The organism is Streptomyces sp. NPDC016459, from assembly GCF_040632845.1.
In the GTDB taxonomy this organism is placed as follows: Bacteria; Actinomycetota; Actinomycetes; order Streptomycetales; family Streptomycetaceae; genus Streptomyces.
Map to the genome: position 1 here is coordinate 449,500 of NZ_JBEYCR010000004.1, position 24,755 is coordinate 474,254.

At 72.5% G+C, this 24,755-nt stretch carries 20 protein-coding genes; 15 read left to right on the forward strand and 5 right to left on the reverse strand.

Annotation, left to right across the window (positions count from 1 at the left end; translation table 11 throughout):
* Positions 1-18 precede the first annotated feature (18 nt).
* The 12 genes from ABZ567_RS14490 (at position 19) to ABZ567_RS14545 (ending at position 15,382) form a co-directional block, all read left to right on the forward strand.
* Complete coding sequence (locus ABZ567_RS14490) at positions 19-1,179, forward strand: MalY/PatB family protein (RefSeq protein ID WP_360788667.1); 1,161 nt, start codon at positions 19-21, stop codon at positions 1,177-1,179.
* Positions 1,180-1,311: 132 nt separating this feature from the next.
* Positions 1,312-3,306 carry an Ig-like domain repeat protein gene (locus ABZ567_RS14495; RefSeq protein ID WP_360788670.1) on the forward strand — a complete coding sequence of 665 codons (1,995 nt, stop codon included), beginning with the start codon at positions 1,312-1,314 and terminating at the stop codon, positions 3,304-3,306.
* Between the two features lie 81 nt (positions 3,307-3,387).
* Complete coding sequence (locus tag ABZ567_RS14500; protein ID WP_360788673.1) at positions 3,388-4,842, forward strand: MFS transporter; 1,455 nt, start codon at positions 3,388-3,390, stop codon at positions 4,840-4,842.
* 169 nt (positions 4,843-5,011) lie between these two features.
* A complete protein-coding gene (locus ABZ567_RS14505) occupies positions 5,012-5,425 on the forward strand; it encodes a DUF3151 domain-containing protein (protein WP_360788675.1) in 414 nt (137 codons plus the stop codon).
* 193 nt (positions 5,426-5,618) lie between these two features.
* Entirely contained in the window at positions 5,619-6,560 is a 942-nt protein-coding gene (locus ABZ567_RS14510; RefSeq protein ID WP_360788678.1) for a DUF3152 domain-containing protein, read from the forward strand.
* 124 nt (positions 6,561-6,684) lie between these two features.
* Positions 6,685-7,542, forward strand: a complete 858-nt coding sequence (locus ABZ567_RS14515) for a tryptophan 2,3-dioxygenase (RefSeq protein ID WP_360788680.1) — start codon at positions 6,685-6,687, stop codon at positions 7,540-7,542.
* Positions 7,535-8,737 carry a kynureninase gene (gene kynU / locus ABZ567_RS14520; protein WP_360788683.1) on the forward strand — a complete coding sequence of 401 codons (1,203 nt, stop codon included), beginning with the start codon at positions 7,535-7,537 and terminating at the stop codon, positions 8,735-8,737. Before ABZ567_RS14515 ends, kynU begins: the two co-directional genes overlap by 8 nt.
* 104 nt (positions 8,738-8,841) lie before the next feature.
* Entirely contained in the window at positions 8,842-9,711 is an 870-nt protein-coding gene (locus tag ABZ567_RS14525; RefSeq protein ID WP_360788686.1) for an alpha/beta hydrolase, read from the forward strand.
* Positions 9,712-9,800: 89 nt separating this feature from the next.
* The gene (locus tag ABZ567_RS14530; protein ID WP_360788688.1) at positions 9,801-12,035 is read left to right on the forward strand and encodes a VCBS repeat-containing protein; all 2,235 of its coding nucleotides are present in this window, start codon (positions 9,801-9,803) and stop codon (positions 12,033-12,035) included.
* An 88-nt stretch (positions 12,036-12,123) separates the two neighbouring features.
* Entirely contained in the window at positions 12,124-13,446 is a 1,323-nt protein-coding gene (locus ABZ567_RS14535; protein ID WP_360788691.1) for a histidine kinase, read from the forward strand.
* On the forward strand, positions 13,443-14,105 hold the full coding sequence (locus ABZ567_RS14540) for a response regulator transcription factor (protein WP_360788695.1): 663 nt from the start codon (positions 13,443-13,445) through the stop codon (positions 14,103-14,105). Before ABZ567_RS14535 ends, ABZ567_RS14540 begins: the two co-directional genes overlap by 4 nt.
* Positions 14,106-14,185: 80 nt before the next feature.
* Positions 14,186-15,382: a cytochrome P450 gene (locus tag ABZ567_RS14545; RefSeq protein WP_360788837.1), complete on the forward strand. Its 1,197-nt coding sequence runs from the start codon at positions 14,186-14,188 to the stop codon at positions 15,380-15,382.
* Between the two features lie 32 nt (positions 15,383-15,414).
* Here ABZ567_RS14545 and ABZ567_RS14550 read toward each other — a convergent pair whose 3' ends face one another.
* Positions 15,415-16,218: a diacylglycerol kinase gene (locus ABZ567_RS14550; protein ID WP_360788698.1), complete on the reverse strand. Its 804-nt coding sequence runs from the start codon at positions 16,216-16,218 to the stop codon at positions 15,415-15,417.
* Between the two features lie 142 nt (positions 16,219-16,360).
* Here ABZ567_RS14550 and ABZ567_RS14555 point away from each other — a divergent pair, with 142 nt between their 5' ends.
* Positions 16,361-17,644 (forward strand): adenylosuccinate synthase, encoded by a 1,284-nt coding sequence (locus ABZ567_RS14555; RefSeq protein ID WP_030209822.1) that lies wholly within the window; start codon positions 16,361-16,363, stop codon positions 17,642-17,644.
* 90 nt (positions 17,645-17,734) lie between these two features.
* Here the strand turns inward: ABZ567_RS14555 and ABZ567_RS14560 are convergent, their stop codons facing one another.
* Both ABZ567_RS14560 and ABZ567_RS14565 read right to left on the reverse strand, forming a co-directional pair.
* Positions 17,735-19,762 carry a serine/threonine-protein kinase gene (locus ABZ567_RS14560; protein WP_360788701.1) on the reverse strand — a complete coding sequence of 676 codons (2,028 nt, stop codon included), beginning with the start codon at positions 19,760-19,762 and terminating at the stop codon, positions 17,735-17,737.
* A 26-nt stretch (positions 19,763-19,788) separates the two neighbouring features.
* Positions 19,789-21,327: a substrate-binding domain-containing protein gene (locus ABZ567_RS14565; RefSeq protein ID WP_360788704.1), complete on the reverse strand. Its 1,539-nt coding sequence runs from the start codon at positions 21,325-21,327 to the stop codon at positions 19,789-19,791.
* Positions 21,328-21,530: 203 nt separating this feature from the next.
* Between ABZ567_RS14565 and ABZ567_RS14570 the strand changes: the two genes are divergently transcribed.
* Positions 21,531-22,472, forward strand: coding sequence for an NADP-dependent oxidoreductase (locus ABZ567_RS14570; protein ID WP_360788707.1), 942 nt, complete (start codon positions 21,531-21,533; stop codon positions 22,470-22,472).
* 176 nt (positions 22,473-22,648) lie between these two features.
* Entirely contained in the window at positions 22,649-23,539 is an 891-nt protein-coding gene (locus ABZ567_RS14575) for a glycoside hydrolase family 19 protein (RefSeq protein ID WP_360788710.1), read from the forward strand.
* Here the strand turns inward: ABZ567_RS14575 and ABZ567_RS14580 are convergent, their stop codons facing one another.
* Both ABZ567_RS14580 and ABZ567_RS14585 read right to left on the reverse strand, forming a co-directional pair.
* On the reverse strand, positions 23,540-23,776 hold the full coding sequence (locus ABZ567_RS14580; RefSeq protein ID WP_360788713.1) for a DUF397 domain-containing protein: 237 nt from the start codon (positions 23,774-23,776) through the stop codon (positions 23,540-23,542).
* Positions 23,773-24,609 carry a helix-turn-helix transcriptional regulator gene (locus ABZ567_RS14585; RefSeq protein WP_360788715.1) on the reverse strand — a complete coding sequence of 279 codons (837 nt, stop codon included), beginning with the start codon at positions 24,607-24,609 and terminating at the stop codon, positions 23,773-23,775. The genes ABZ567_RS14580 and ABZ567_RS14585 overlap by 4 nt, the downstream gene beginning before the upstream one ends.
* Positions 24,610-24,755: the final 146 nt, after the last annotated feature.

Here is a 24,755-nt window from a genome sequence, read left to right on the forward strand (position 1 = left end):
GTGTCGAGGGGAGGCCCGATGTACGACTTCGACCGTGAGATAGACCGGCACGGCACCTGGTCGGTCCAGTGGGACGGGATCGCGGACCGCTTCGGCGTGCCCGACCTGCTTCCGTTCACCATCTCCGACATGGACTTCGCCTCCCCGCCCGAGGTGCTCGCCGCCCTGCGCGAGCGGGTCGACCACGGGGTGTTCGGCTACACCGACTGGCGGCTCGGCGAGTTCCGTGGGGCGATCCGGCACTGGTACGCGAGCCGGTACGCCACCGAGATCGACACCGACGCGCTGGTGTACGCGCCCTCCGTGCTCAACCAGCTCTCGCAGCTCCTGCGCATGTGGACGGAACCCGGCGACGGGGTCGTCGTGCACACCCCCGCCTACGACGGCTTCCGCAAGGCCGTCGCCGGACTCGGGCGCGAGCTGCGCGGCGTGACCGTCGGGGACCTCGAAGCCCTCGAACGGGAGCTGGCCCGGCCGGACAGCCGGATGCTGCTGCTCTGCTCGCCCCACAACCCGACCGGCCGGGTGTGGACGGAAGAGGAGCTCACCGTCTTCGCCGAACTGGCCGAGCGCCACGGCGCGGCCGTCGTCAGCGACGAGATCCACGCCGACCTGACCACCGACGGCCACCGCCACATCCCGTGGACCCGGATCGCGCGGGCCGGCCGGGGCCGCCGCTGGGCCCTGGTCACCTCGGGCACGAAGGCCTTCAACTTCCCGGCCCTCTCCGGCTCGTACGGGCTGATCGGCGACCCCGACGAGCGCGCGGCCTTCGTCCGGCGGATGGAGACGGGCGAGGGTCTGGCCTCGCCCGCCGTGCTCTCCCTGACCGCCCACATCGCGGCGTACCGGCAGGGCGCGGCCTGGCTGGACGCCCTGCGCGGGTACGTGGCGGGCACGATGAGCATGGTCGGGGAGCGCCTCGCGGCGGGCCTTCCGGAGGTCGACTGGACGCCCCCGCAGGCCGGTTACCTGGCCTGGATCGACCTCCGGCCGCTGGGCATCGAGGAGGCCCGGCTCCAGGAGGAGCTGGTGCGGGTGGAGAGGGTCGCGATCATGCCGGGCGGGGTGTACGGCACGCCCGGCTTCGTCCGGCTCAACGTCGGCTGCCCCCGGGAGAAGGCGGAGCGGGGAGTGGACGCCCTGGTCCGGGCGGCGGGGCGGCTGCGGAAGTCCTGAGGGGGCGGCTGCGGCCCCGGTCACGCGAGGTGCGGATACCGGGAGGCGGGGTGTCGCAGGCGTGTTCTAGTCTGCGTGCACCGCGCCCCGAGTCCGAGGGCCGGAACCATGCCTTTGGGGGGCTCTTTCATCGTGCGCAAGCGCACTCTCTCGGCCGCGACGTCGCTCGCGGTCCTTGTCAGCTCCGCGGCGCTGGTCGCGGGCACGGCGGGCCAGGCGGCCGCCGACAGCAGTAAGGCCCTTCCGATGTCGTCCGTGGGCGACATGGTGGTGGACGGTGTCCACAGGAAGATCTTCATCAGCGACCCGTACCTCGGGAAGGTCGTCGCGACCGACTTCGCGGGCACGGTGCTGAGCACCGTCACCGGCCTGCCCGGGGTCACGGGGCTCGCGCTCTCCGCCGACGCGGGGAGCCTGTACGCCGCGGTCCCGGGCGCCGACGCCGTCGTCGCCCTCGACGCGCAGGCCGTGACCGAGCGGGCCCGGTACGCCACGGGCGAGGGCACCGACCCGCAGTACGTCGCTCTCGCGGGCGGCAAGATCTGGTTCGGCTACGGCAACGGCGACCACGGCGACATCGGGTCGGTCGACACCTCCGGTGCCGAACCCGTGGTGGCACTGGCCCAGGACTCCGAGCTGCGCTACTCGGGCGCCCCGAGGCTCGTCTCCTCGCCGACGGACCCGAACGCCTTCGCGGCGATGTCCTCGTACTACCACCGGTTCCTGGTCGGCGCGTACGACGCGTCCACGGGGACCGCGACCCGTACCGCGCGGACCGCAGCCGACGTCGGTTCGGTGGGCATGGCCAACGACCTCGCCTACACCCCGGACGGCGGCAGGCTCATCACGGCCACCGCCGGCAACCGTCACCGGGTGTGGCGGACCACCGACATGGCCGAGCTGCCGTCCTATGCCAGCGAGTACCACGGCGTCGCCGTGGCCGTCGCCCCCGACGGCACCGTGGCGGCCGGCTCCGACGCCCCGTACAACCCGGACGTGTTCGTCTACCGGCCGGGCGAGACGAAGGCCGTGCGGCAGTACGACTTCCCCAGCACCGGGACCAGCAGCGGCGGTGACGGCCTCGCCCAGAGTGCCCTCGCCTGGGAGCCGGGCGGCAGCCGCCTGTTCGCGGTGACCTCGGCCTCCAGCGGCAACAGCGTCCGCCTGCACGTCCTGGACACGCCCACCAAGTCCCTGCCGACGGTCACCGTGAAGGTCCCGGCCACCGTGGCGGTCCTCAAGCCGGTCACCGTCTCCGGCACGGTCGCGGCGACGCTGGGGCTGCCGGCCGGCACGCCGCTCACCGTGACGCGGTACGACGCCGAGTTCCCGAAGGGCAAGGCGCTCGGGACGAGGAAGCTCGGGGCGAACGGCACGTTCTCGTTCGCCGACACCCCGACCGCGGCGGGGAACGTCACGTACAGGGTGGCGTACACGGGCGACGCCACGCACGTGGGCGCGAGCGGCACGGCGGTCGTCAAGGTGACCCCGTTCAAGACCCCGCTGACGCTGGACCGGAACAGGCTCACCGTCAACTACGGCACCGACGTGACGTACACGGCGTCCCTCGGCTGGTCGTACCGGAACCGGGTGGTGGAGATCTGGGCCGACCCGTACGGGACGGAGCCCAAGCGGCTGCTCAAGCGCGGCACGGTCAACTCGGCGGGCAAGCTGTCGGTGACGACCAGGATGACCCGCGACGCCTGGGTGACCGCGTACTTCGCCGGTGACACCCGCTCCGGCAGTGCCTACGTCGGGTCGACCGTGTACACCCGGGCCGGCGTGGCGACCTCGCTGTCCCGGCACTACAAGTGGTCGAAGATCGGCACCATCTGGTACCAGTCGTACCACCAGACCGGCGACGTGCTGGTCACCGCGTGGAACAACCCGTACCCGGGCCGCGAGACCAAGTACGAGGTCCAGGTCTGGTACGCGGGCGCCTGGCGCACCGGCTCCGAGGACTTCGTCCGGCTGAACAGCGGCGGCATGGCGTACGTCGTGTTCGACGGCGCGGGAGCGGCCGGCATCCGCGCCCGGGTCCGCACGGCGTACGTGGACGGCGTCTCCGGCGACAACGTGAACACCACGGTCCACGGCGCGTGGAAGTACTTCAACATCACCCGCTGACCCGTCGGTCACCGCTGCCCCGTCCGCCGTCTCCTCGGATTCCGGCGGGCGGGGCTCCGTCGTTCGCGGGACCATGCAGGCATGGGAGAGCGGGACGTGCGGATGGCCTCGGGGACCGGGCGGTGGATCCTGTTCACGACCGTCCTCGGCTCGGGGATGGCGCTGCTCGACTCCACCGTCGTCAACGTCGCCCTGCCGCACATCGGGGAGGACCTCGACGCCGACCTCGGCGCGCTCCAGTGGACGGTCAACGCGTACATGCTGACGCTGGCCGGGCTGATCCTGCTCGGCGGGGCACTCGGTGACCGGTACGGGCGGCGCCGGGTCTTCGTGATCGGGGTGGTGTGGTTCGCGCTCGCCTCGCTGCTGTGCGGGCTCGCGCCGAACGCCGGGGTGCTGATCGCCGCCCGCGCCCTCCAGGGCGTCGGCGGGGCGCTGCTCACGCCCGGGTCGCTCGCGCTGATCCAGGCCAGTTTCCACGAGGACGACCGGGCCAGGGCGGTCGGGCTCTGGTCCGGCTTCGGCGGGGTCGGCGCGGCGATCGGCCCGTTCGTGGGGGGCTGGCTGGTGGACGGCCCCGGCTGGCGGTGGGTGTTCCTGCTCAACGTGCCGCTCGCCGCCCTCTGCGTACCGGTCGCCCTGCGGCACGTGCCGGAGTCGCGCGACGAGACCGCGCGCGGCCGGTTCGACGTCCTCGGCGCGGTCCTGGGCGCGGCGGCGCTCGCGTTCGTGACGTACGGGCTGATCGGTGAGGCCTGGTGGGCGGGGGCGGCCGGGATCGTCGTCGGGGCCGGGTTCGTGGTGGTGGAGCGGCGGCGCGGCGGGTCCGCGATGGTGCCGCCGTCGATCTTCGCGTCCCGCATCTTCACGGCGGTCAACCTGGTCACGCTCTGCGTGTACGCGGCGTTCGGCGGTTTCTTCTTCCTGGCGGCCCTCCAGCTCCAGGTGGTGTCCGGCTACTCGGCCCTCGGCGCCGGTACGGCCCTGCTGCCCACGACCGTCCTCATGCTGCTGCTCTCGGCGAAGTCCGGGGAGCTGGGGGAGCGGATCGGCCCCCGGATCCCGCTCACCGTGGGGCCGCTGCTGTGCGCCGCGGGGATGCTCCTGATGCTGCGGGTCGGTGAGGACGCCTCGTACGTACGGGACGTGCTGCCCGCCCTGCTGGTGCTCGGGCTCGGGATGACGGCCCTGGTCGCCCCGCTGACCGCGACCGTCCTAGCCTCGGTGGACGTGGCGCGGGCGGGCCTCGCGAGCGGTATCAACAACGCGGCGGCGCGGGCGGCCGGGCTGCTGGCGGTGGCGGCGCTGCCGATGCTGGCGGGGATGGGCCCGGAGGCGTACCGCTCGGCGGCGGAGTTCGGGGACACGTTCCGACGGGCGATGCCGATGTGCGCGGGGATCCTGGTGGTGGGCGCGGTGCTCGCCTGGACGACGATGCGCACCCCGGCGCGGGCGGGCTGCCATCCGGGGTGCCGGGTGCACTGCGGGGTGACGTCGCCGCCGCTGGAACCGGGGGAGCGGGACGCGTCGGCGTGAAGGAGAGCCGGGTGGGGGAGAGGCGGCGGGACGCGGCGGCGTGAAGGGGAGCCCGGTGGGGGAGAGGCGGCGGGACGCGGCGGCGTGAGCGGGAGCCCGGTGGGGGAGAGGCGGGGCGGGAGTCCCGGGCGGGGCCTTCGGGCCGCCGTGACTGAGGCAGACTGACCCCATGGCCATCCACGAGAACCTTCTGGGGGGACCGGCCCCCACCCTCCTGCCCGACGACCCGGGTCCGCGCGAGCTGCTCGCGAACGGTACGGCGCCCGCGGACGTCGCCGCGAAGTACCCGACCTCCTCGCTCGCCTGGGCCCAGCTCGCCGACGACGCGTACGAGCGCGGCTCGGTCGTCGAGTCGTACGCCTACGCCCGTACCGGCTACCACCGCGGCCTCGACTCGCTGCGCCGCAACGGCTGGAAGGGCCACGGTCCGGTGCCGTGGGAGCACGAGCCGAACCGGGGTTTCCTGCGCGCGCTGCACTCGCTGGCCCGCGCGGCCGGCGAGATCGGTGAGAAGGACGAGTACGAGCGCTGCACGACGTTCCTGCGGGACTCCTCGGAGACCGCGGCGGAGACGCTCGGCTGACGTCGTCCTGACGCCTCCGTGTTTTCCCCCTGCCCGAGCGTGGGTCAGGGGGGAAATCCGGCCAGCGTCTCCCAGATGTTCGATGTTGTTCGACTGGGCCGGTACGATCCCGGGAACCGCAGACCGAAGACGCCGGTACCGAGGCCCGACCTCCTCTCCCCCACCGCCGGCCGACGCAGGGGAGAAGGCTGTCGTGGCCGAGCGTGCCGCACCCGCAGGACGGCGACGACCGCCGAGCCGGCGGAGGGGCCGGGACGGACGCGGCTCCGCGCGCCGGCTCGCGCTGCCGGCCCTGGTCCTGATGACGCTCGCGCTCGGCGCGGGCGTGGCCCTCGCCCACTTCAACGGTCCGGGGTCGAACGACTCGGCGGCCGCGGCCCCCGCCCCCGTCACCGCGCCGCCCCCGGCGACCGCTTCCCCGGCCCCGGCTCCGAAATCGGCCACCCCGGCCCCCCGGGCCACGAAGCCGAAACCCGGGCCGACCCCGCCCGTGAAGCCGAAACCCGGGCCGGCCCCGCCCGTCGAGCCCAAGGCCGAGCCCAAGCCCACCCCTGTGAAGCCCGTGGTGCCGCAGTCCGGCGCCGGGACCTTCACCACCGCGCAGGCCTCGGGCGAGGCGGTCGGCGACAGCGGTGAGCTGCGCCGCTACCGGGTGCAGGTCGAGGACGGCATCGCGCTCTCGGCGCGCGGGACGGCCGCCGAGATCCAGCGGATCCTGGCCCATCCGCGCGGCTGGGCCGCGCACGGCAGGGGCCGGTTCCAGCTGGTCTCGGAGAACGCCGACTTCGTCATCCGGATCGCCACCCCGGACACCGCCGACGCCCTCTGCGCCCGGCAGGGCCTCGACACCCGCGGCGAGCTGAACTGCGAGACGACCGACGGTGTCGTGGTGAACCTCAGACGCTGGATGCTCGGCTCGCCCACCTTCGCGGGGGAGCCCGCCGAGTACCGGCACCTGATCATCAACCACGAGGTCGGGCACGAGATCGGCATCCGGCAGCACCTCGGCTGCCCGGGTCCGGGCAGGCTCGCGCCCGCCATGATGCAGCAGATCAAGGGCCTGAATGGCTGCAGATCGAACGCGTTTCCGTATGACGAAGACGGGATCTACATCACCGGGCCGATCGTGTCATGATGCGCTTGGGACGTCGCGCGACGAAGCGCGCCTCCCGAGGGGACCGGGGCTCCCGTGCCGCACGGAACGACGCGGACACGGTGGAGCAGACCGCTACCCGGTAGTTCGTATCGAGGAGACAGAAATGTCACTCTTCCCGGGTTCTCCCGATTCCGGAGCCGATTCGGTCACCGAAGACCCGAATCTCGACTTCGCCGGCACGACACCGTACGAGGACTACGTCCAGGCGGACGTCCTCACCCACCTCCAGCACCTCCGCTCGGACGACCCGGGCGAGATGGTCTTCCTGGTCACCACCCAGGTCATGGAGCTGTGGTTCACGGTGATCGTCCACGAGTGGGAGACCGCGAGCCGCGCCCTGCGCGAGGACCGCGTCCCCGTCGCGATGGACGCGCTCAAGCGCTCCGTGCGCGAGCTGGAGGCCCTGAACCACTCCTGGCGCCCGCTCGCCCAGCTCACCCCCGCCCAGTTCAACGCCTACCGGTCCGCGCTCGGCGAGGGCTCCGGCTTCCAGTCCGCGATGTACCGGCGGATGGAGTTCCTGCTCGGCGAGAAGTCCGCGTCGATGCTCGTCCCGCACCGGGGCGCGCCCCGCGTCCACGCCGAGCTGGAGAAGGCGCTCCAGGAACCGAGCCTGTACGACGAGGTCCTCGCGTTCCTCGCCCGCCGCGGCCTGCCCGTCCCCGCCGCGGTCCTCGGCCGTGACCTGTCGCAGCGGTACGAGCCGTCCCCCGAGGTCGAGGCGGTCTGGGCCGGGATCTACACGGACGCCGACCAGAACGGCGAGCTCGTCCGGCTCGGCGAGGCCCTCAGCGACGTCGCGGAACTGGTCTGGCGCTGGCGCAACGACCACCTGGTGGCGACCCGCCGGGCGATGGGTGCGAAGACCGGCACCGGCGGCTCGGCGGGAGTGGCCTGGCTGGAGAAGCGGGCCCAGAAGAACGTGTTCCCCGAGCTGTGGACGGCGCGCAGCCATGTCTGACCTCCTCAGGGACCGGGCCCGCGCCCTCGACGCGGCCGACGACCTCGCCGATCACCGCGAGAAGTTCGCCCTCGACGCGGACACCGTCTACCTCGACGGCAACTCCCTCGGCGCCCTGCCCGCCCACGTCCCCGCCCGCATGGCCGACGTCATCACCCGCGAGTGGGGCGAGCTGCGCATCCGCTCCTGGGACGAGTCCGGCTGGTGGACCGCGCCCGAGCGGGTCGGCGACCGGATCGCGCCGATCGTCGGCGCCGCCGCGGGACAGATCGTGGCCGGCGACTCGACCAGCGTGAACGTCTTCAAGGCGGTCGTCGCGGCGGCCCGACTGAGCGGCGAAGGCCGGGACGAGATCCTCGTCGACGCGACGACCTTTCCCACGGACGGGTACATCGCGGAGTCGGCCGCCCGGATGACGGGCCACCGGATCGTGGCGTGCGACCCGGCCGCCATGGCGGACGCGGTGGGCGACCGCACGGCCCTCGCGCTCGTCAACCACGTCGACTACCGCACCGGCCGCCTCCGGGACCTGCCCGGAATCACGGCCGCGCTGCACGCGGCGGGCGCGCTCGCCGTCTGGGACCTGTGCCACAGCGCGGGCGCCCTGCCCGTCGGCCTGGACGCGCACGGGGTCGACCTGGCCGTCGGCTGCACGTACAAGTACCTGAACGGCGGGCCCGGTTCGCCGGCCTACCTGTACGTCGCCGAACGCCACCAGGCCGCCTTCGACTCGCCGCTCCCCGGCTGGAACTCGCACGCCGACCCGTTCGCCATGACCCCCGGGTACGAGGCGGCGGCGGGCGCCCTGCGGGGCCGGGTCGGCACGCCCGACATCCTCTCCCTGCTGGCCCTCGAAGCGTCGCTGGACGTCTGGGACGGGGTCGCGATCGAGGACGTACGGGCCAAGTCCCTCGCGCTCACGGACTTCTTCCTGGAGTGCGTGCGGGCGTACGTACCGGAGGGCCGCGTCCGCTCCGTGACCCCGGAGGCGCACGAGGAGCGCGGCAGCCAGATCGCGCTGGCCTGCGAGAACGCCTCCGCCGTCATGGCGGAGCTGATCCGGCGCGGAGTCGTGGGCGACCTGCGCAGGCCGGACGTGCTGCGGTTCGGCTTCACCCCGCTGTACGTCGGGTTCCAGGACGCGGAACGCGCGGCGCGGGTCCTCTCGGAGGTCCTGGCCGACCTCGCCTCCTGAGGTGTGACGGTCCGATGATCACCTGAACTGCGGGGAGCTGGACGCCTGGTACCGTCCCCGCAGGTCAGGCCAATTCGGCCGCGTATCCGAGAGGTTGGAACAGCATGCCGGACCCCGCCGCGCGCGGTGCCGCAGAAGAGGCCTCCGCGTTCTCGCACCCGGCCGTCGCCCCCGACGCCTCCGCCCCGTACGGCGAGCACCCGGACCAGGTGATCGACTTCTACGCCCCGCGCGGCGGAGCGACCCGGGCGCCGCTCGTCGTCGCCCTGCACGGCGGCGCCTGGCGGGCCCCGTACGACCGGCGGCACCTGACCCCGTTCGTGGACTTCCTGGCCCGCCGGGGCTTCGCCGTGGCGAACGTCGAGTACCGGCGCGGCAGCGACATCCCCCGGCAGGGCGGAGCGGCCCCGGTCGCCGGGCGCTGGCCGGAGACCTTCGACGACGTGGCCGCCGCGCTCGACGCGGTCCCGGCGCTCGCCGCCGCGCACCTGCCGGCGGCCGACACCGGCCGGATCGTGCTCACCGGGCACTCGGCGGGCGGCCAGCTCGCCCTGTGGGCCGCCGCCCGGCACGTGCTGCCCGCCGGCTCCCCGTGGCGCCTGCCCGCCCCGCCCCCGCTGCGCGGTGTCGTCGCCCTCGCCCCCATCGCCCACTTCGGGCGGGCCGTCGAGCTGGGCGTCTGCGGCGGGGCGGTCACCGAACTCCTCGGCGGCCCGTCCACGTACGAGGAGCGGGCCGCGTACGCCGACCCCTCGGCCCTGCTCCCGACCGGGATCGCGACGACGCTCGTGCAGGGCCGGGAGGACCTGGACGTGCCGTACCCGGTGGCGGACGCGTACGCGGAGGCGGCGGCCGCGGCGGGCGAGACGGTGGGCCTGACGCTCCTCGAGGACGTCGGACACTTCCCCCTGATCGACCCGTCGGCGGACGCGTGCGCGGTGGTGGCGGAAGAACTCACCCAACTGGCCTGGTGACCCCGAACCTCCCGTACAACCCTTCGAACCGATCACGAGTCTCATCGGGCACGGCACTCCCGTGTCCGATCTTCTCGTGGGGGTTCACCTTGCAGTTCCGCAGCACCCGTCTCGCCCTGGCCGTCACCGCCGTCCTCGCGGCCACGGCCGTCGGCGCCGGCACACTGGCCACCGCCCCGGCGGCCTTCGCGGCCCCTTCGGCCCCGGCTCCCGCCCCGGGCTCGGCAGATCAGCTCGCCGCGCTTCCGGTCTTCCCCGAGGGATCCGATCTCGCGGGCACCGGCACCACCGGCTTCCTCACCTACTCCTTCGCCCAGGACGGGACCCGGAACCTGCTCTGGACCCCGTACGACGGGGGAACGCCGACCCCGCTCCAGCAGCCCGAAGGCGGCGGTTTCACCCTGGCCGGCAGTGACGTGGTCGTCCTCGGCGACGCGAGCTGGACCGGCGAGATGCGGTCGCTCACCCTGCGCGACATGGCCGACCCGTCCGCCCCGGGCGTGGACATCGACCTCGGGGCGCTGAACGGGAACTACGTCGCCGTGCTGAGCCCCACGAGCGTGCTCGCGCAGGTGACGAAGGAGGACGGCACGGCCGAACTCCACGTCGTGACCAAGAACGGCACCACGACGACCAGCCGCGAGATCGCGGGCCTGCCCGCGGACGCCACCGAGTTCACCGGCTCGGAGGTTCGGGACGGTCACGTCCTCGTCGGGTACGCGACGGGTCCGCAGGACGCGCGGACCGGCGGCCGGGCACTGATCGACCTTGCGGCGGGGACGGTGTCCGAGACGTACCCCTCCGTCGAGTCCGGGTACGACTTCACCAGCCTGATGTTCTCCGGTTCGCACGTGGCCTGGGTCGACTGGAAGTCCGGCCTCGGGCTGTACGTCACGTCCGCGGATCGCGCGACGGGCGAGCAGAAGCAGACCGTGCTGGGCGCCCGCGGCGACGGGTGGTACCACGGGCTCGTGGGCGACTGGCTGGTCTACGGCAACCCCTCGACGCCCGTCCGGGCGCGCTCCCTGGTCACCGGCGAGACCCGTGACCTCGCCGACCGCGCGGCCGGCGTGGCGGCCGCGGCCGACGGCAGCGTGGTGCTGCACGGCAGCCGGACCGACGACGGCGACGGGCTGTTCCGCGTCACGGCCGCGGCCGACGGCACCCCGACGGTCACCAAGGTGGCGGAGACGGGCCCGGTGGAGATCCCGCTGGTCATCGACCAGGTCCATGTCCCCGACGTGGCGGAACTCGACAGGACCGGCGGCGAGGTGACCCTGGGCTGGACGCTGTCGCGCCGCGACGCCTCCCTGGACGTCACGCTCACGCACGTCGCCACGGGCAAGGAGTTCACGAAGCGCCTTACCGCGCCCGCGAGTGGCACCCTGTTCTCCTTCGCGTGGGACGGCGTCATCGAGACGGCGGCCGGGGACGTGGACGCGCCGAACGGCAAGTACGCCGTGGAGGCCGAGGCGACGCCGCTCGACGGCGTCGGCGAGCCCGCCTACCAGGGCTGGTTCACGAACGTCGTGCGCACGGCGAACCCGCACGACTACAACGACAACGGCTCCACCGACGTCCTCGCCCGGGACGCCTCCGGCGTGCTGTGGCGCGACGACCTGCGGGACCGTCCGGACAACAGCCAGGTCGACGTCGCCGGGCGCACCCGTGTCGGCGCGGGCTGGGGGGCGTACAAGCAGATCGAGGCCGTCGGCACCGTGGGCGGTGCCGCCCACGGCGATCTGATCGCCGTCGACGGCTCCGGCGTGCAGTGGCTCCACCTGGGCAAGGGCGACGGCACGTTCGCCCCCCGGGTGCAGGTCGGCACCGGCTGGCAGGTCTACAACAAGATCAGCGGAGGCTCGGACCTCGACGGTGACAACCGCGCCGACCTGGTGGCCACGGACAGCGCCGGGTACCTGTGGTTCTACAAGGGCACCGGCAGCTACGCGAAGCCCTTCGCTCCCCGGGTGAAGGTCGCCGGCGGCTGGCAGGTCTACAACCAGGTCACCGCCGTCGGGAACATCGCGGGCACGGCCGCCGGGGACCTGGTCGCGCGGGACACGGCCGGCGTCCTCTGGCTGCACCAGGGCGACGGCCGCGGCGGCTTCACCTCCCGCGTGCGGATCGGCGGCGGCTGGGGCGTCTTCTCCCAGCTCGTCGGCGCCGGCGACCTCGACAACGACGGGCGCCCGGACCTGATCGCCTACGGGTCGGGCGCCACCTACGCCTACCGCTCGACGGGCGTCGTCAACGCCCCCTTCAGCCGTTGGACGACGTCGCTGTACGCGGGCGAGGGCACCCGCTTCAACAGCGTCGCCTAGGCCCGCCTCCGGGTCCCTCCTAGTCCTCAGGAGGGACCCGGAAGGATCCGCATCCAGCGGGACGACCGGGTCCCCCGCCGCCCGTACCGTGGTTCCCGTGACCCAGACACAGCCCACCGAGGCAAGCCGCAGCCCCGAGTTCCGCCTGGTGCAGGCGGCGCTCGGCGGGCTGCGCCAGGAACTGTTCCACGACGCCCTCGCCTACCGGCCGCTGGCGCGCATGGACGTGCACAGCGGGCCGACGCGCTTCCTGCCGAAGCGGATACGCGCGTACACGGGGCTGCTGCCGCACGCGTTCGTCGCGTTCTGCGCGGTGATCGTCTTCGCCGTCGGGTACGACCGCATCTACTACAGCTTCGGCCTGCCGGCGCTCCTGATCACCTGCGTCCCGGCCGCGATCGTGCTGCTCACCCTGGTCCGGCCGGTCTTCGCCTTCTGGGTCTCGCTCGCCTCGACCCCCGTCGTGGGGGCCCTCGGCGGCTTCGGGGGCGGTTGGCCCTGGGCCGAGAACTCGTTCGCCGCGCACCTGGTCGTCCTCGCCGTGGTCGCCGCCCGCACCCGGCCCCGCACCGCCGGCTGGATGTGGCTCATGACGGCGGGCTACTGCCTCTTCGCCGAGATCTTCCTCGGCGTGGGACGCAGCTCCGACTCCGTCCCGCTGCTCTTCGTCGCGGCCCTGGTCCTGCTCACCGTCACCGTGATCCAGGTCCGCCGCCAGGCCGACCGCGAGGTCACCGCGCAGCAGACCGTCACGGCCCAGGAGATCTCCAAGCGGACCGTCCTGGAGGAGCGCACCACCATCGCCCGCGAGCTGCACGACGTCGTCGCCCACCACATGTCGGTGGTCGCGATCCAGGCGGAGGCCGCCCCGTACCGGGTGGAGAACCCGCCGCCGGAGCTCGAACAGGCCTTCCGCACCATCCGCGAGAACGCGGTGGCCGCGCTGACCGAGCTGCGCCGCATCCTCGGAGTCGTCCGCGCGGAGGACTACGAGGCGCCCGACGCCCCGCAGCCGACCCTCGGCGACCTGGACGCCCTCGTCCGCAACGTCGCCGAGGCCGGGCTCGCCGTCGACAAGACGGTCACCGGCGCGGTGCGGGAGCTGCCGCAGGGCGTGGAGCTCTCCGCGTACCGGATCGTCCAGGAGGCCCTGTCGAACGTGCTGCGGCACGCGCCGGGCGCGGCGGCGAAGGTCGAGGTCAGCTATGTCCTCGGCGGGCTCGGGCTGCGGATCGCCAACGGCCCGGCGCGCGGGCTGGTGAAGCCCTCGCCGGGCGCCGGGCACGGCATCACCGGGATGCGGGAGCGGGTGACGATGCTGGGCGGTGAGATGACGGCCGAGGAGACCGGCGACGGCGGCTACGAGGTGGCGGCGTTCATCCCCGTCAGCCGTGAGGAGGCAGCGAAGTGATCCGCGTACTGATCGTCGACGACCAGATCATGGTCCGTGAGGGCTTCTCGGTGCTGCTCGGCGCGATGCCGGACATCGAGGTCGTCGGGGAGGCGGTCAACGGCCGGGAGGCCGTCGCGCAGGTCGCGGCGCTCCACCCGGACGTGGTCCTCATGGACATCCGCATGCCCGAGCTGAACGGCATCGACGCCACCCGGGAGATCGTCGCCGCCGACGCGGAGGCGAAGGTGCTGGTCCTGACCACCTTCGACCTGGACGAGTACGTGTACCAGGCGCTGCGCGCGGGGGCCTCCGGCTTCCTCCTCAAGGACGCCTCGGCCCGGCAGCTCGCGGAGGGCGTACGGGTCGTCGCGGCCGGCGAGGCGCTGCTCGCGCCGACCGTCACCAGGCGGCTGATCACCGAGTTCGCGAAGGCGCCGGGCAGCTCCCCGCGCCCGCCGGCGATGGCGCGGATCGGGGAGCTGACGGAGCGGGAGACGGAGGTGCTCGTCCTCATCGCCCAGGGCCTGTCGAACGCCGAGATCGCCGACCATCTCGTCGTCGCCGAGTCCACGATCAAGACCCACGTGAGCCGGATCCTGGTGAAGCTGGCGCTACGGGACCGGACGCAGGCGGCGGTGTTCGCGTACGAGGCGGGCCTGGTACGGGTCGGCGGCTGACGCGGTCCGTACGAGCCCGGCTCCGGTACGAGGCCGGCGGCTGACGCGGCTCGAAACGGTAGCGTCCGGTCATGGACGCCATGGACGCCACCGAGACCGCCTTCGACCCCTGGTCCGCCGATTTCGTCGCCGATCCGTACCCCGCGTACGCCCGGCTCCGGGCCACCGGCCGCGCGTACTGGTTCGCCCCCACCCGCCAGTGGCTGATCCCGCACCACGAGGACGTGTCGGCGCTCCTGCGGGACCGGCGGCTCGGACGTACGTACACCCATCGCTTCACGCACGAGGAGTTCGGGCAGGAGCCGCCGGCCGCCGCGCACGAGCCGTTCCACACGTTGAACGACCACGGGCTGCTCGATCTGGAGGCGGCCGACCACACGCGGATCCGGCGGCTGGTGTCGAAGGCGTTCACGCCGAGGACGGTGGAGAACCTGGCGCCGACGGTACGGCGGCTCGCCGCCGGTCTGGTCGGGGACCTGGTCGCGGCGGGCGGCGGCGACCTGCTCGCCTCGGTCGCCGAGCCGCTCCCGGTGGCGGTGATCGCCGAGATGCTCGGCGTACCGGAGGAGGACGAGGAGCGGGCGCGGCTGCGGCCCTGGTCGGCGGCGATCTGCGGGATGTTCGAGCTGAATCCGACGGAGGAGGCGGCGCGGCGGGCGGTCGGGGCCTCGATCGAGTTCTCGGACTACCTGAGGGGGCTGATCGCGCGGCGGCGCCGGGAGCCGGGGGACGATCTGATCTCGTCCCTGATCGCGGTGGAGGAGCTGACCGAACAGGAGATGATCTCCACCTGTGTGCTGCTCCTGAACGCGGGCCACGAGGCCACGGTGAACACGACGGTCAACGGCTGGTGGACGCTCCTGCAGGAGGGCGTCCGTCCGGATCCGGAGAAGTTGTCCACAGCTGTGGAAGAACTTCTGCGCTACGACACCCCGCTCCAGATGTTCGAACGCTGGGTCCTCGACGACATCGAGCTCGGCGAGGTGACCCTTCCGCGCGGCTCCGAGGTCGCCCTCCTCTTCGGCTCCGCCAACCGCGACCCGGCCCGCTTCGGCCCCACCGCCGGCACCCTCGACCTCACCCGCACGGACAACCCCCACGTCACCTTCGGCGCCGGCATCCACTACTGCCTGGGCGCCCCCCTGGCCCGCCTCGAACTGACCGCCGTCTTCACCGAGCTACTGACCCGGGCCCCACACCTGACCCTCGCGGCTGAACCGGTCCGGAAACCGGGCTACGTCATCCGGGGCTTCGAGGAACTGCTGGTGCAGGTGTGAGAGCCCGTCGACCGGACGACAGCGGCCCGAGCTCACGCGAGGGGGCCCCGCGGCAGGACCAGTCCCCACGCCCCCGCCCTGGCCGTCCAGGTGCGGCGGCGGACCGGGCCCCTGAGGTGGTTGTCCGCGCGGTAGCGGAAGTCGGGGCCCGAGACCGTGAGGACGGCGGCGGTGGTGTGCCGGGGCGGGGCGGACCAGGGGTGGACGGTCACCTCGGCCGCACCGGCGACCGAGCGGACCGTCAGGCTCTCCAGCGGGGTGTCGATGTCGGTGAGCAGCACCCCGTCGGCCTCCACCCGGAGCCGGTGGGTGGGGGTGGCGACGGGCGCCGGGGCCGGGCGGACCAGGGTGCGGACCAGGGAGCGGCAGGTGCCCCAGACGGACGGGGCAGAGGAGAGGGCGGGGGCGGCCGGGACCAGGAGGTCGCCGATGACGACCCCGTCGCTGTCGTCGACGAGGAGGTCAAGGCGTCGCACCGCCCCGGCGAGGACCGTCCGGGCCGCGGCCGGGGTGGAGCGCGGCACGCCGAGGGCGTGGGCGACTTCCAGGGCGCCCGGAGGGCCTATCGGGACGTGGGAGAGGACGGCCCCCGCGAGCTCCCGGTCCCGGTGCAGCAACGCCACCGTACGCAACAGCGCACGGTCGTCCCCGAGCACCACGAGGCGCCGGGAGCCCCGTCGGGCCAGGGCCCGGGAGAATTCCTCTGGGGTGTCCGGCAGGCAGATCTTCGCCTCCGCGCCCGCGGACAGCACATCCTTCGCGATCCGTACGGACTCGCCGTCACTTCGGCGGGCGACCGGGTCGACGATGACCAGCAGCTGGTCGTGATCCGACACCTCGGTCCTTCCTCGGGTAGCATCTTTGTGCAAGAGCCCCTTGCGCTATTGCGCCAGGGGCTTCGTCTATTCCGGGGCACACCGGTGAGGCGGCGTATGCCCCTGACCTTGGACATGCCCCACCCGGAAGGGGTGTACGCCTGTGCCCGCACTTGTGCTGCTCGGTGCTCAGTGGGGTGACGAGGGCAAGGGAAAGGCCACCGATCTCCTCGGTGGATCCGTTGACTATGTAGTGCGTTACCAGGGCGGCAACAACGCCGGCCACACCGTCGTCGTCGGCGACCAGAAGTACGCGCTGCATCTTCTCCCTTCCGGAATCCTCTCGCCGGGGTGTACCCCGGTGATCGGAAACGGTGTCGTCGTCGACCCGGCGGTCCTGCTCTCCGAGCTGAGCGGGCTGAACGAGCGAGGCGTGGACACGTCGAAGCTCCTGATCAGCGGCAATGCTCACCTGATCACCCCGTACAACGTCACCCTCGACAAGGTGACGGAACGGTTCCTCGGCAAGCGCAAGATCGGCACGACGGGACGCGGCATCGGCCCGACGTACGCCGACAAGATCAACCGCGTCGGCATCCGGGTCCAGGACCTGTATGACGAGTCGATCCTCAACCAGAAGGTGGAGGCGGCGCTGGAGGGCAAGAACCAGCTGCTCGCCAAGCTGTACAACCGGCGCGCCATCGACGCCGCGCAGATCGTCGAGGAGATGCTCCAGTACGCGGAGCAGATCAAGCCGTTCGTCGCGGACACCACCCTCATCCTCAACAACGCGCTCGACGAGGACAAGGTCGTCCTCTTCGAGGGTGGCCAGGGCACGCTCCTGGACGTCGACCACGGCACGTACCCGTTCGTCACCTCGTCGAACCCGACCGCGGGCGGCGCCTGCACCGGTGCCGGCGTGGGCCCGACGAAGATCAGCCGGGTCATCGGCATCCTCAAGGCGTACACGACCCGTGTCGGCGCCGGCCCGTTCCCGACGGAGCTGTTCGACGCAGACGGCGAGGCGCTGCGCCGCATCGGCGGCGAGCGGGGTGTCACCACCGGCCGTGACCGTCGCTGCGGCTGGTTCGACGCGGTCATCGCGCGGTACGCGACCCGGGTCAACGGCCTGACGGACTTCTTCCTCACGAAGCTCGACGTGCTGACGGGCTGGGAGCAGATCCCCGTCTGCGTCGCGTACGAGATCGACGGCAAGCGCGTCGAGGAGCTGCCGTACTCGCAGACCGACTTCCACCACGCGAAGCCGATCTACGAGATGCTGCCGGGCTGGTCCGAGGACATCACCAAGGCGAAGACCTTCGCGGACCTGCCGAAGAACGCGCAGGCGTACGTGAAGGCGCTGGAGGAGATGTCGGGCGCCCCGATCTCCGCGATCGGCGTCGGCCCCGGCCGCACCGAGACGATCGAGATCAACTCGTTCCTGTAGGACCTGCCGCCCGCGGCGGACCCGCACGACGACGCACGACGACGCACGCCGTCCGCGCCTCCTTCCCGAGGCGCGGACGGCGTGCGTCGTTCAGGACCGGTAGTACTCGTTCGGTTCGCCGTCGAGCATCGGGTAGATCAGGAGCCGGTCCCTGCCCTTGAGTCTGTCGACGACCAGGTAGCCGGAGAGGCCTTCCTGGCATTCGCGGTCCCAGGCGTCGGTGTCCCGGGTGGCGGGGCCGACGACCAGCATGGTGCCTGCTCCCGCGAGGACGGCCGTGGTGCCGCAGGACCAGTCCTCGGAGGTGGGTACGCCGTCGACGACGCGTGGGTAGCCGTTGATGACGCCGACGACGGGGGCGCCGACCGGGCCCTGGGTGATCGTCACCTCGGAGGTGTAGCGGTCGTCGTTCTCGCCGTAGACCTCCGGGGCGGGGATGCGGGACCAGCGGCCGAGGAAGCGGGTGGGCACCACCTCGGTGCCGGTGGGGGCCTTGCGGAAGGTGGCCTTCGCGGCTCCCGACGTCCACTCCAGGACGTCGGGGGAGCGCAGGGTGAGGGTCTGGTGCGCGGCGGGCGTGCAGCGCTGCTGGGGCACGCTGGTCGTCACGTCGGACTCGCCCAGGACGACCTTGTCCTCGTCGGCCGAGACGAGCCGGGAGCGGCCCATGCACAGCCGGTTCTCGGTGACCTGGACGTAGACGGCGTTCTTGGTGCCGGCCGCGCCCTGGGAGATCTCGATCCGGGTGGTCTCCCTCGGATGGTCGGGAGAGCCCTGCAGGACGCCCTCCCAGGCGCCGAGGAACGCGGCCGGGACGATCCCGGCGGGCCGGGCGGAGCCGCCGACCGTCCCGCCCGTCTGACCGGTGCCCCGGTCCTTCTGCCCGTCGCCGCCGGCGCCCGGGTCGGGCCACAGGGTGTACGTGGCGGTGGCGGCGGCCGCCACAGCGAGGGCCGCGAGAGCGGCGACCAGGGCGGTACGGCGTCCCCGTCGTACGGGCGCCGGCTGCTGAGCCGTGGAGGCGGTGGACGGCAGGGGAGTGGGCGACGTGGGGTCCCCGGCGGCGGATACGGCACCCCCCGGCCGGGACCCCGCGCCCGCTCTGGACCCCGAGCCCGGCCCGGACCCCGCCCCCGTCCCGTTCCTGGCCCCCGTCTCGGGCCCGGCCCCCGTCCCGGCCGCCCCGCCACCCGCGCTCGCGCCCGTCCCCGCCTCCGTCACCGCCCCCGTCTCCGCCTCGAGCAGTCGCGCCGCGTGCCGTCCGAGCCGGGTCAGGACGTCCGCAGGGAGCCAGGGGTCCGGTACCGGCAGTGTCTCCGCGATCTCGGCGGCGGAGGGGCGGCCCAGCGCGTCCTTGGCGAGGCAGGCGCGGATGAGCCCGGACAGTTCGGGTGCGAGATCCGTCAGATCGGGCTCGTCGTGGGCGATGCGGAACATGGTGGCGTGGACGCCGCTGTCCGCCGTGCCGAAGGGGGAGCGGCCGGTCGCCGCGTAGGCGAGGACCGAGCCGAGGCAGAAGATGTCCGATGCGGGAGTGAGGTGCTCGCCCCGCACCTGCTCCGGCGACATGAAGCCGGGCGAGCCGACGACCGCCCCGGTGGTGGTGAGGTTGCCGCCCTCGGCGACCGTGTCGACGGCGCGGGCGATGCCGAAGTCGATGATCCGGGGCCCGTCGACGGTGAGCAGCACGTTCGACGGCTTCAGGTCGCGGTGGACGAGCCCGGCGGTGTGGATGTGGACGAGGGCGCGGGCGAGTCCGGCGGCCAGGGCCTTCACGGTCGCGGGCGGCAGCGGCCCGAACTCGTCGCCGACGACGGTCCGCAGCGACGGCCCCGCCACGTACCCGATCGCCACCCACGGCGACTTCGCGGTGGTGTCCGAGCCGAGTACGGGCGCCGTGCCCGTCCCCCCGACGCGCTCCAGGGCGGCGACCTCGCGGGCGAACCGGCGCCGGAACTCGTCCTGGGCGGCCAGCTCGGAGTGCACCACCTTCACCGCGACGGTCCGTCCCCCGGCCGAACGGGCCAGGAACACCCGGCCCATCCCGCCGACGCCGAGGCGGCCGAGCAGACGGAACGGGCCGATGCTGACCGGGTCTTCCGCGTTCAATGGGTCCACGTCGAAAGAGGATGCCAGACCCGGCGTCAGCCGTCGCCGCAGATCCGCAGCCCCTTGGGGGTGGCGCAGGGCAGGTGGCCGTGGGTGCGGATGACGTCCTGGCCGCTGCCCCGGCTCAGATAGGTGAGGAAGCTGGAGGTCAGCGAGTCGGCCGGGGGGTCGCCCCAGGTGTAGGCGTACTCGATCTCCCGGTAGGGGTAGCTGGACTCGCCGATCTCGTCGAGGACGGCCCTGCGTCCGTCGACGGCCACCCGGTGCAGGCCCTTGAGGCCGCTGCCGGAGCGGAGTTCGGTGTAGCCGATGGCGCCGGGGAGCCGGGCGACGGTGGAAAGGACCTGTTCGGTGGAGTCGAGTTCGCAGCGGATGACCTCGGCCTCGGGGTCGTCGAGGTTCTCGCAGTCGCGGGAGGAGTTGGCCGGTTCGTTGCGGCCGAGGACTCGGCGCTGGAAGACCTCGCGCGTACCGGAGTTGGCGTCGCGGCTGACGAGCAGGACCGGCTGGTCCACGCTGGGCACCAGGGCGTTCCAGTTGGTGATGTCGCCCCGGTAGAGGCGGCGGATCTGGTCCAGGGTGAGGTCGTCGACGGGTATGCCGTCGTTGAGGACGAGGGTGAAGAGGGAGACGGCGACCATGCTCTCCCGCAGCTGGGGGTAGCCGCCGGGCCTGCGTCCGTCGGAGAGCGCGATGACGGCGGGGGAGCCCTTGGGGGTCTTCGCCCCGGCGGCGGCGAGTTCCCGGATCCCGGAGGTCGAGCCGTGCGCGTCGACGACCACCGTCGAGCCCTCGCAGTCCTTCTCGTACGCCTCGGCGACCTTGCGCAGGACGGGCGCGAAGGCCGTCGAGCCGGTGACGGTGAGGCTCCCCTCGGCGCAGCCGATCGGCGGCGGGGTCTGCTCCCGGACGATGATCGAGGCCAGGACCATCACGCAGGCGGTGAGGATGACGGTGACGTTGCGGGCCGTGGGGCTGAACCGGGCGGCCTTCTCGTCGGGGGTGGTGCTCCTGTTGCGCCAGATCGAGCCGCCCTGGAGGGTTCCCTCGATCTTGATGTCCTTGTCGGCGACCCGGCCGGAGAGCTGCACGAGCAGCTTGAAGTACTGGCCGCGCTCCAGGGCCACCTTGGGGACGAGGACCGCGCTGCCGTCGCGGCCGAGCCGGGGAGTGCGCTCCAGGTCGTCCCGTACGGACACCCATCCGGCCGGGACGGTGGCGACGACCCCTTCGACGTTCCGCTCGCCGAAGGTGATCCGCAGCCCGTGGGGGTGGGCGGCGGCGCCGTAGTCCTCGGAGCTGATGTCGAGGTCCCGGTCGTTCTCGATGCGGAGGAGGACGAGCGTGGACTCGTTGGCGGGCGGGGCCATCCCGACCACCTGGCCCTCCCGCACCGTCATGACCTCGCTGTCCCGGTCCTCCTCCCGGTGGAGCGGGGTGTTGAGCTGTACGCGGTAGCCGAGCCGCTTGCGCTGCGGCGAGATCCGGTCGATCCAGACGACCGCGACCGAGACCAGGACACCGAGGAGCGCCGTGCCCAGGGCGATGACGTTCTCGGCGGTTATCCACTCCATGGCCGGGACGGTACGGACGTCTGTACGAACGGGGGGGCGGCGTAGCGGGCGGCCACCTGGACTTCTCCGTTCGTTCAGATGGACGGGCCGTTCGGGTGGGCCGGGTCGTTCGGGTGGACGGGCCGGGGTTGCCGGGGGTGGGGGGCGTGGGTGTAATGGCGACCAGGGGGCATGCCGTCTGACGTCCGTCCGAGGAGACCCCCATGCGTGTCGTCGAAGTGACCGCCTACGGCGGACCCGAGGTCCTCCAGATGGCCCGCCGGCCCGAGCCGGAGGCCGGGGACGTCCCGGGGCGGGTGCGGGTGCGCCTGAAGGCGGCCGGAGTGAACCAGGCGGATCTGCGGATCCGCGCCGGGCTGTACGCCGACGCGGTCGGTGACCTCAAGCCGCCGTTCGTCCTCGGGACGGACTTCGCGGGCACGCTGCTCGACCCGGTGCCCGGGATGGCGCCGGGGACCCGCGTGGCCGGTTTCATCCCCTGGTACGAGGAACTGACGGGCGAGGGCACGTACGCGGAGGTCGTACGGGTCGCCCCGGAGTGGCTGGCCCCGATCCCGGACGACGTGGAGTTCACCGTGGCGGCGTCCGTGCCGCTGGCCTCCGCGACCGCCCTGGAGGGCCTCGACCGGCTCAGGCTCCAGCCGGGCGCGTCGTTGGTCGTGACCGGCGCGAGCGGGGTGGTGGGCCGACTGGCGGTGCAGTACGCCTCGGCGGCCGGGCTGCGGGTGGTGGCCGTCGCCCACGAGGGCGACGAGCACGAGCTGAGGGTCCTCGGCGCGGAGCACGTCGTCACGCGGGGTCCGGCGGAGGACGTGGTCGCCCGGGTGACCGAGGGCGATCCGTACCGGGTGGACGCGGTCTTCGACGGGGCCCTCGCGGGTGAAGGGCTCCTGCCGGTCCTGAAGGACGGCGGCGTCTTCCTCGCGCTCGCCCCCGACCGCGTCCCGGTCGGGGAGCGGAACATCCGCGTGGAGACCGTCCGGGCCAGGCCGGACGCGGCCCGTCTGAAGGCGACCCTGGAGAAGGTGGAGGCCCGGGAGCTGATCACCCGGGTGGCGGACGTCATGCCCCTCGAATCGGTCGCGGAGGCGCACCGCAGGGCGGAGGCGGGACACAGGCCGGGCCGGATCGTGCTGCTGATCTGAACCGGCCTCCCCGGGTCCGAGTTCGGCGCCGGCCGGAGGAAGCCGCGCGTGGTCGCAGGTGGACCCGCGCGGCTTTCCCGCGCCCGGGGCGGGTCTTGGTCTAGACCTTGACAGGTTCAGACCAATCGCGCTTGGCTGTGGCTTCCCCACCCGGCCCCACCCGGAAGGAAGCATGCATGCTGCGCAAACTGGTCACCCTGCTGGCCGCGCTCTGTACGGCCGTCGGACTCGCCGTACTCCTCCCCGCCGCCTCGGCGGGCGCCGCCCCCGCCTGCGTGGGCGCCTGGAACTCCGCCAGCGTCTACACCGGCGGCATGACCGCCTCGTACAACGGCCACAACTGGTACGCGAAGTGGTGGACGCAGAACGAGCGCCCCGGCGGCTCCGACGTCTGGCGCGACGAGGGCGTCTGCGGCACGGACGGCGGCGGGGGCACCCCGGACCCCTCCGGGTTCGTCGTCTCCGAGGCCCAGTTCAACCAGATGTTCCCGAACAGGAACCCGTTCTACACGTACGCGGGCCTCACCGCCGCCCTCAAGTCCTACCCCGGCTTCGCCACCACCGGCGGTGAGACGGTCAAGCGCCAGGAGGCCGCGGCCTTCCTCGCCAACGTCTCCCACGAGACCGGTGGCCTCGTCCACATCGTCGAGCAGAACACCGCCAACTACCCGCACTACTGCGACCGCAACCAGCCCTACGGCTGCCCCGCGGGACAGGCCGCGTACTACGGCCGCGGCCCCATCCAGCTCTCCTGGAACTTCAACTACAAGGCCGCCGGTGACGCCCTCGGCATCGACCTGCTCAACAACCCCTGGCGCGTCGAGCGCGAGCCGGCCGTCGCCATGATGACGGGCCTCTGGTACTGGAACACCCAGAACGGCCCCGGCACCATGACCGCCCACAACGCCATGGTCAACGGCGCCGGCTTCGGCCAGACCATCCGCTCCATCAACGGCTCGCTGGAGTGCGACGGGAGGAACCCGGCCCAGGTCCAGAGCCGGGTCACCAAGTACCAGCAGTTCACCCAGATCCTGGGTGTCCCCACCGGGGCGAACCTGTACTGCTGATCAGTCCTGCCAGGCGAGGAACGCGGTCCAGGCGGCGGGCTCCACGGCGAACGTGGGCCCGTCGCCGACCTTGGAGTCACGGAGGTGGACGGCGTGGGCGCAGGTGGCGACCTCGACGCAGCTGACGCCACCGCTGTCGCTGTAGGAGGACTTGCGCCAGGCGATGGCCACCTCGACGCAGTCGCCCCCACTGGAGCTGCTGTAGCTCGACTTGAACCAGTGCAGGGTGTCGTTCATCTCTGTGCTCCCGCCAACCGTTCGATGAGGCCCAGCGACTTGCGCGGGTCCAGGGCCAGTGCCCGGATCTTTGCATATCGCTTCATGTACCTACTCACCTTTGCCCGGTCGGTGATCAGCAGGCTCTCATCCTGGATCTCCAGGTAGACCAGGCGGTCGTGGTCAGGGGTCTCGACCACGTTCATCATGCCGTGATCGCCCACATACTCACCGCTCAACCCCGCGTCCAGCGGCAGCACCTGAAGGTTCACGTTCCTCCGCCGTGCGCACTCCGCCAGGTACTCCAGCTGCTCCCGCATGATCTCCTCGCTCCCGATCGGCCTCCGCAGCACCGACTCGTCGAGGATCAGCTCGATCTCGCACACCTGCTTCCGGTCGAACAGCGCCTTCCTGGCCATCCGGGCCACGACCAGCTCTTCGACCCGCTCCTGCGAGGGCTCCGGATACCCGCCCGCGATCAGCGCCCGCGCGTACGCCTCCGTCTGGAACAGGCCGTGGACGACGTGGTTCGCGTACAGCCACAGCGCCACCGCCTTCTGCTCGATCGGCGCGTACCCGCGGAACTGCTCGGGGAGCTTCTCCAGGCGTACGAGCTCCCGCATCTCCTCGAAGATGCCCGTCCCGCCTCCCAGGACGCGTTCGAGCTGCACGAGCATGTCGTCGCTGACCGGGTGGATCAGCCGTTCCATCGCGCTGATCGCCGCGCCGGTGAAACCCATCTGCGCCCCGAGCTGGTCCTGCGTCAGGCCCCTTTTCATCCGCATTCGCCTCGCCACCGCCGCCGCCATCCGCGCCGCCGGACCCACCGATTCCTTGTTCTCCGCTCGCGCCATCCGCGATCCCCATTCGAACTCAACCGATCTCAACCGGTCTCAACCGCTCCCCGCCGAATTCGACTGCCCGAAAGGCCGTTGACGCAGGTCAAGGGGTGGTCGACGCGCCCTCCACAGTCGTGGAAAACGCTAGCGCCGGCGCGGGA

Coding starts and splice junctions, on each gene's coding strand:
- ABZ567_RS14580 (WP_360788713.1), bottom strand. CDS start 23,776: ATGAACGACACCCTGCACTGGTTCAAGTCGAGCTACAGCAGCTCCAGT.
- ABZ567_RS14575 (WP_360788710.1), top strand. CDS start 22,649: ATGCTGCGCAAACTGGTCACCCTGCTGGCCGCGCTCTGTACGGCCGTC.
- ABZ567_RS14515 (WP_360788680.1), top strand. CDS start 6,685: ATGTCACTCTTCCCGGGTTCTCCCGATTCCGGAGCCGATTCGGTCACC.
- ABZ567_RS14570 (WP_360788707.1), top strand. CDS start 21,531: ATGCGTGTCGTCGAAGTGACCGCCTACGGCGGACCCGAGGTCCTCCAG.
- ABZ567_RS14525 (WP_360788686.1), top strand. CDS start 8,842: ATGCCGGACCCCGCCGCGCGCGGTGCCGCAGAAGAGGCCTCCGCGTTC.
- ABZ567_RS14505 (WP_360788675.1), top strand. CDS start 5,012: ATGGCCATCCACGAGAACCTTCTGGGGGGACCGGCCCCCACCCTCCTG.
- ABZ567_RS14545 (WP_360788837.1), top strand. CDS start 14,186: ATGGACGCCACCGAGACCGCCTTCGACCCCTGGTCCGCCGATTTCGTC.
- ABZ567_RS14565 (WP_360788704.1), bottom strand. CDS start 21,327: ATGGAGTGGATAACCGCCGAGAACGTCATCGCCCTGGGCACGGCGCTC.
- ABZ567_RS14585 (WP_360788715.1), bottom strand. CDS start 24,609: ATGGCGCGAGCGGAGAACAAGGAATCGGTGGGTCCGGCGGCGCGGATG.
- kynU (WP_360788683.1), top strand. CDS start 7,535: ATGTCTGACCTCCTCAGGGACCGGGCCCGCGCCCTCGACGCGGCCGAC.
- ABZ567_RS14490 (WP_360788667.1), top strand. CDS start 19: ATGTACGACTTCGACCGTGAGATAGACCGGCACGGCACCTGGTCGGTC.
- ABZ567_RS14500 (WP_360788673.1), top strand. CDS start 3,388: ATGGGAGAGCGGGACGTGCGGATGGCCTCGGGGACCGGGCGGTGGATC.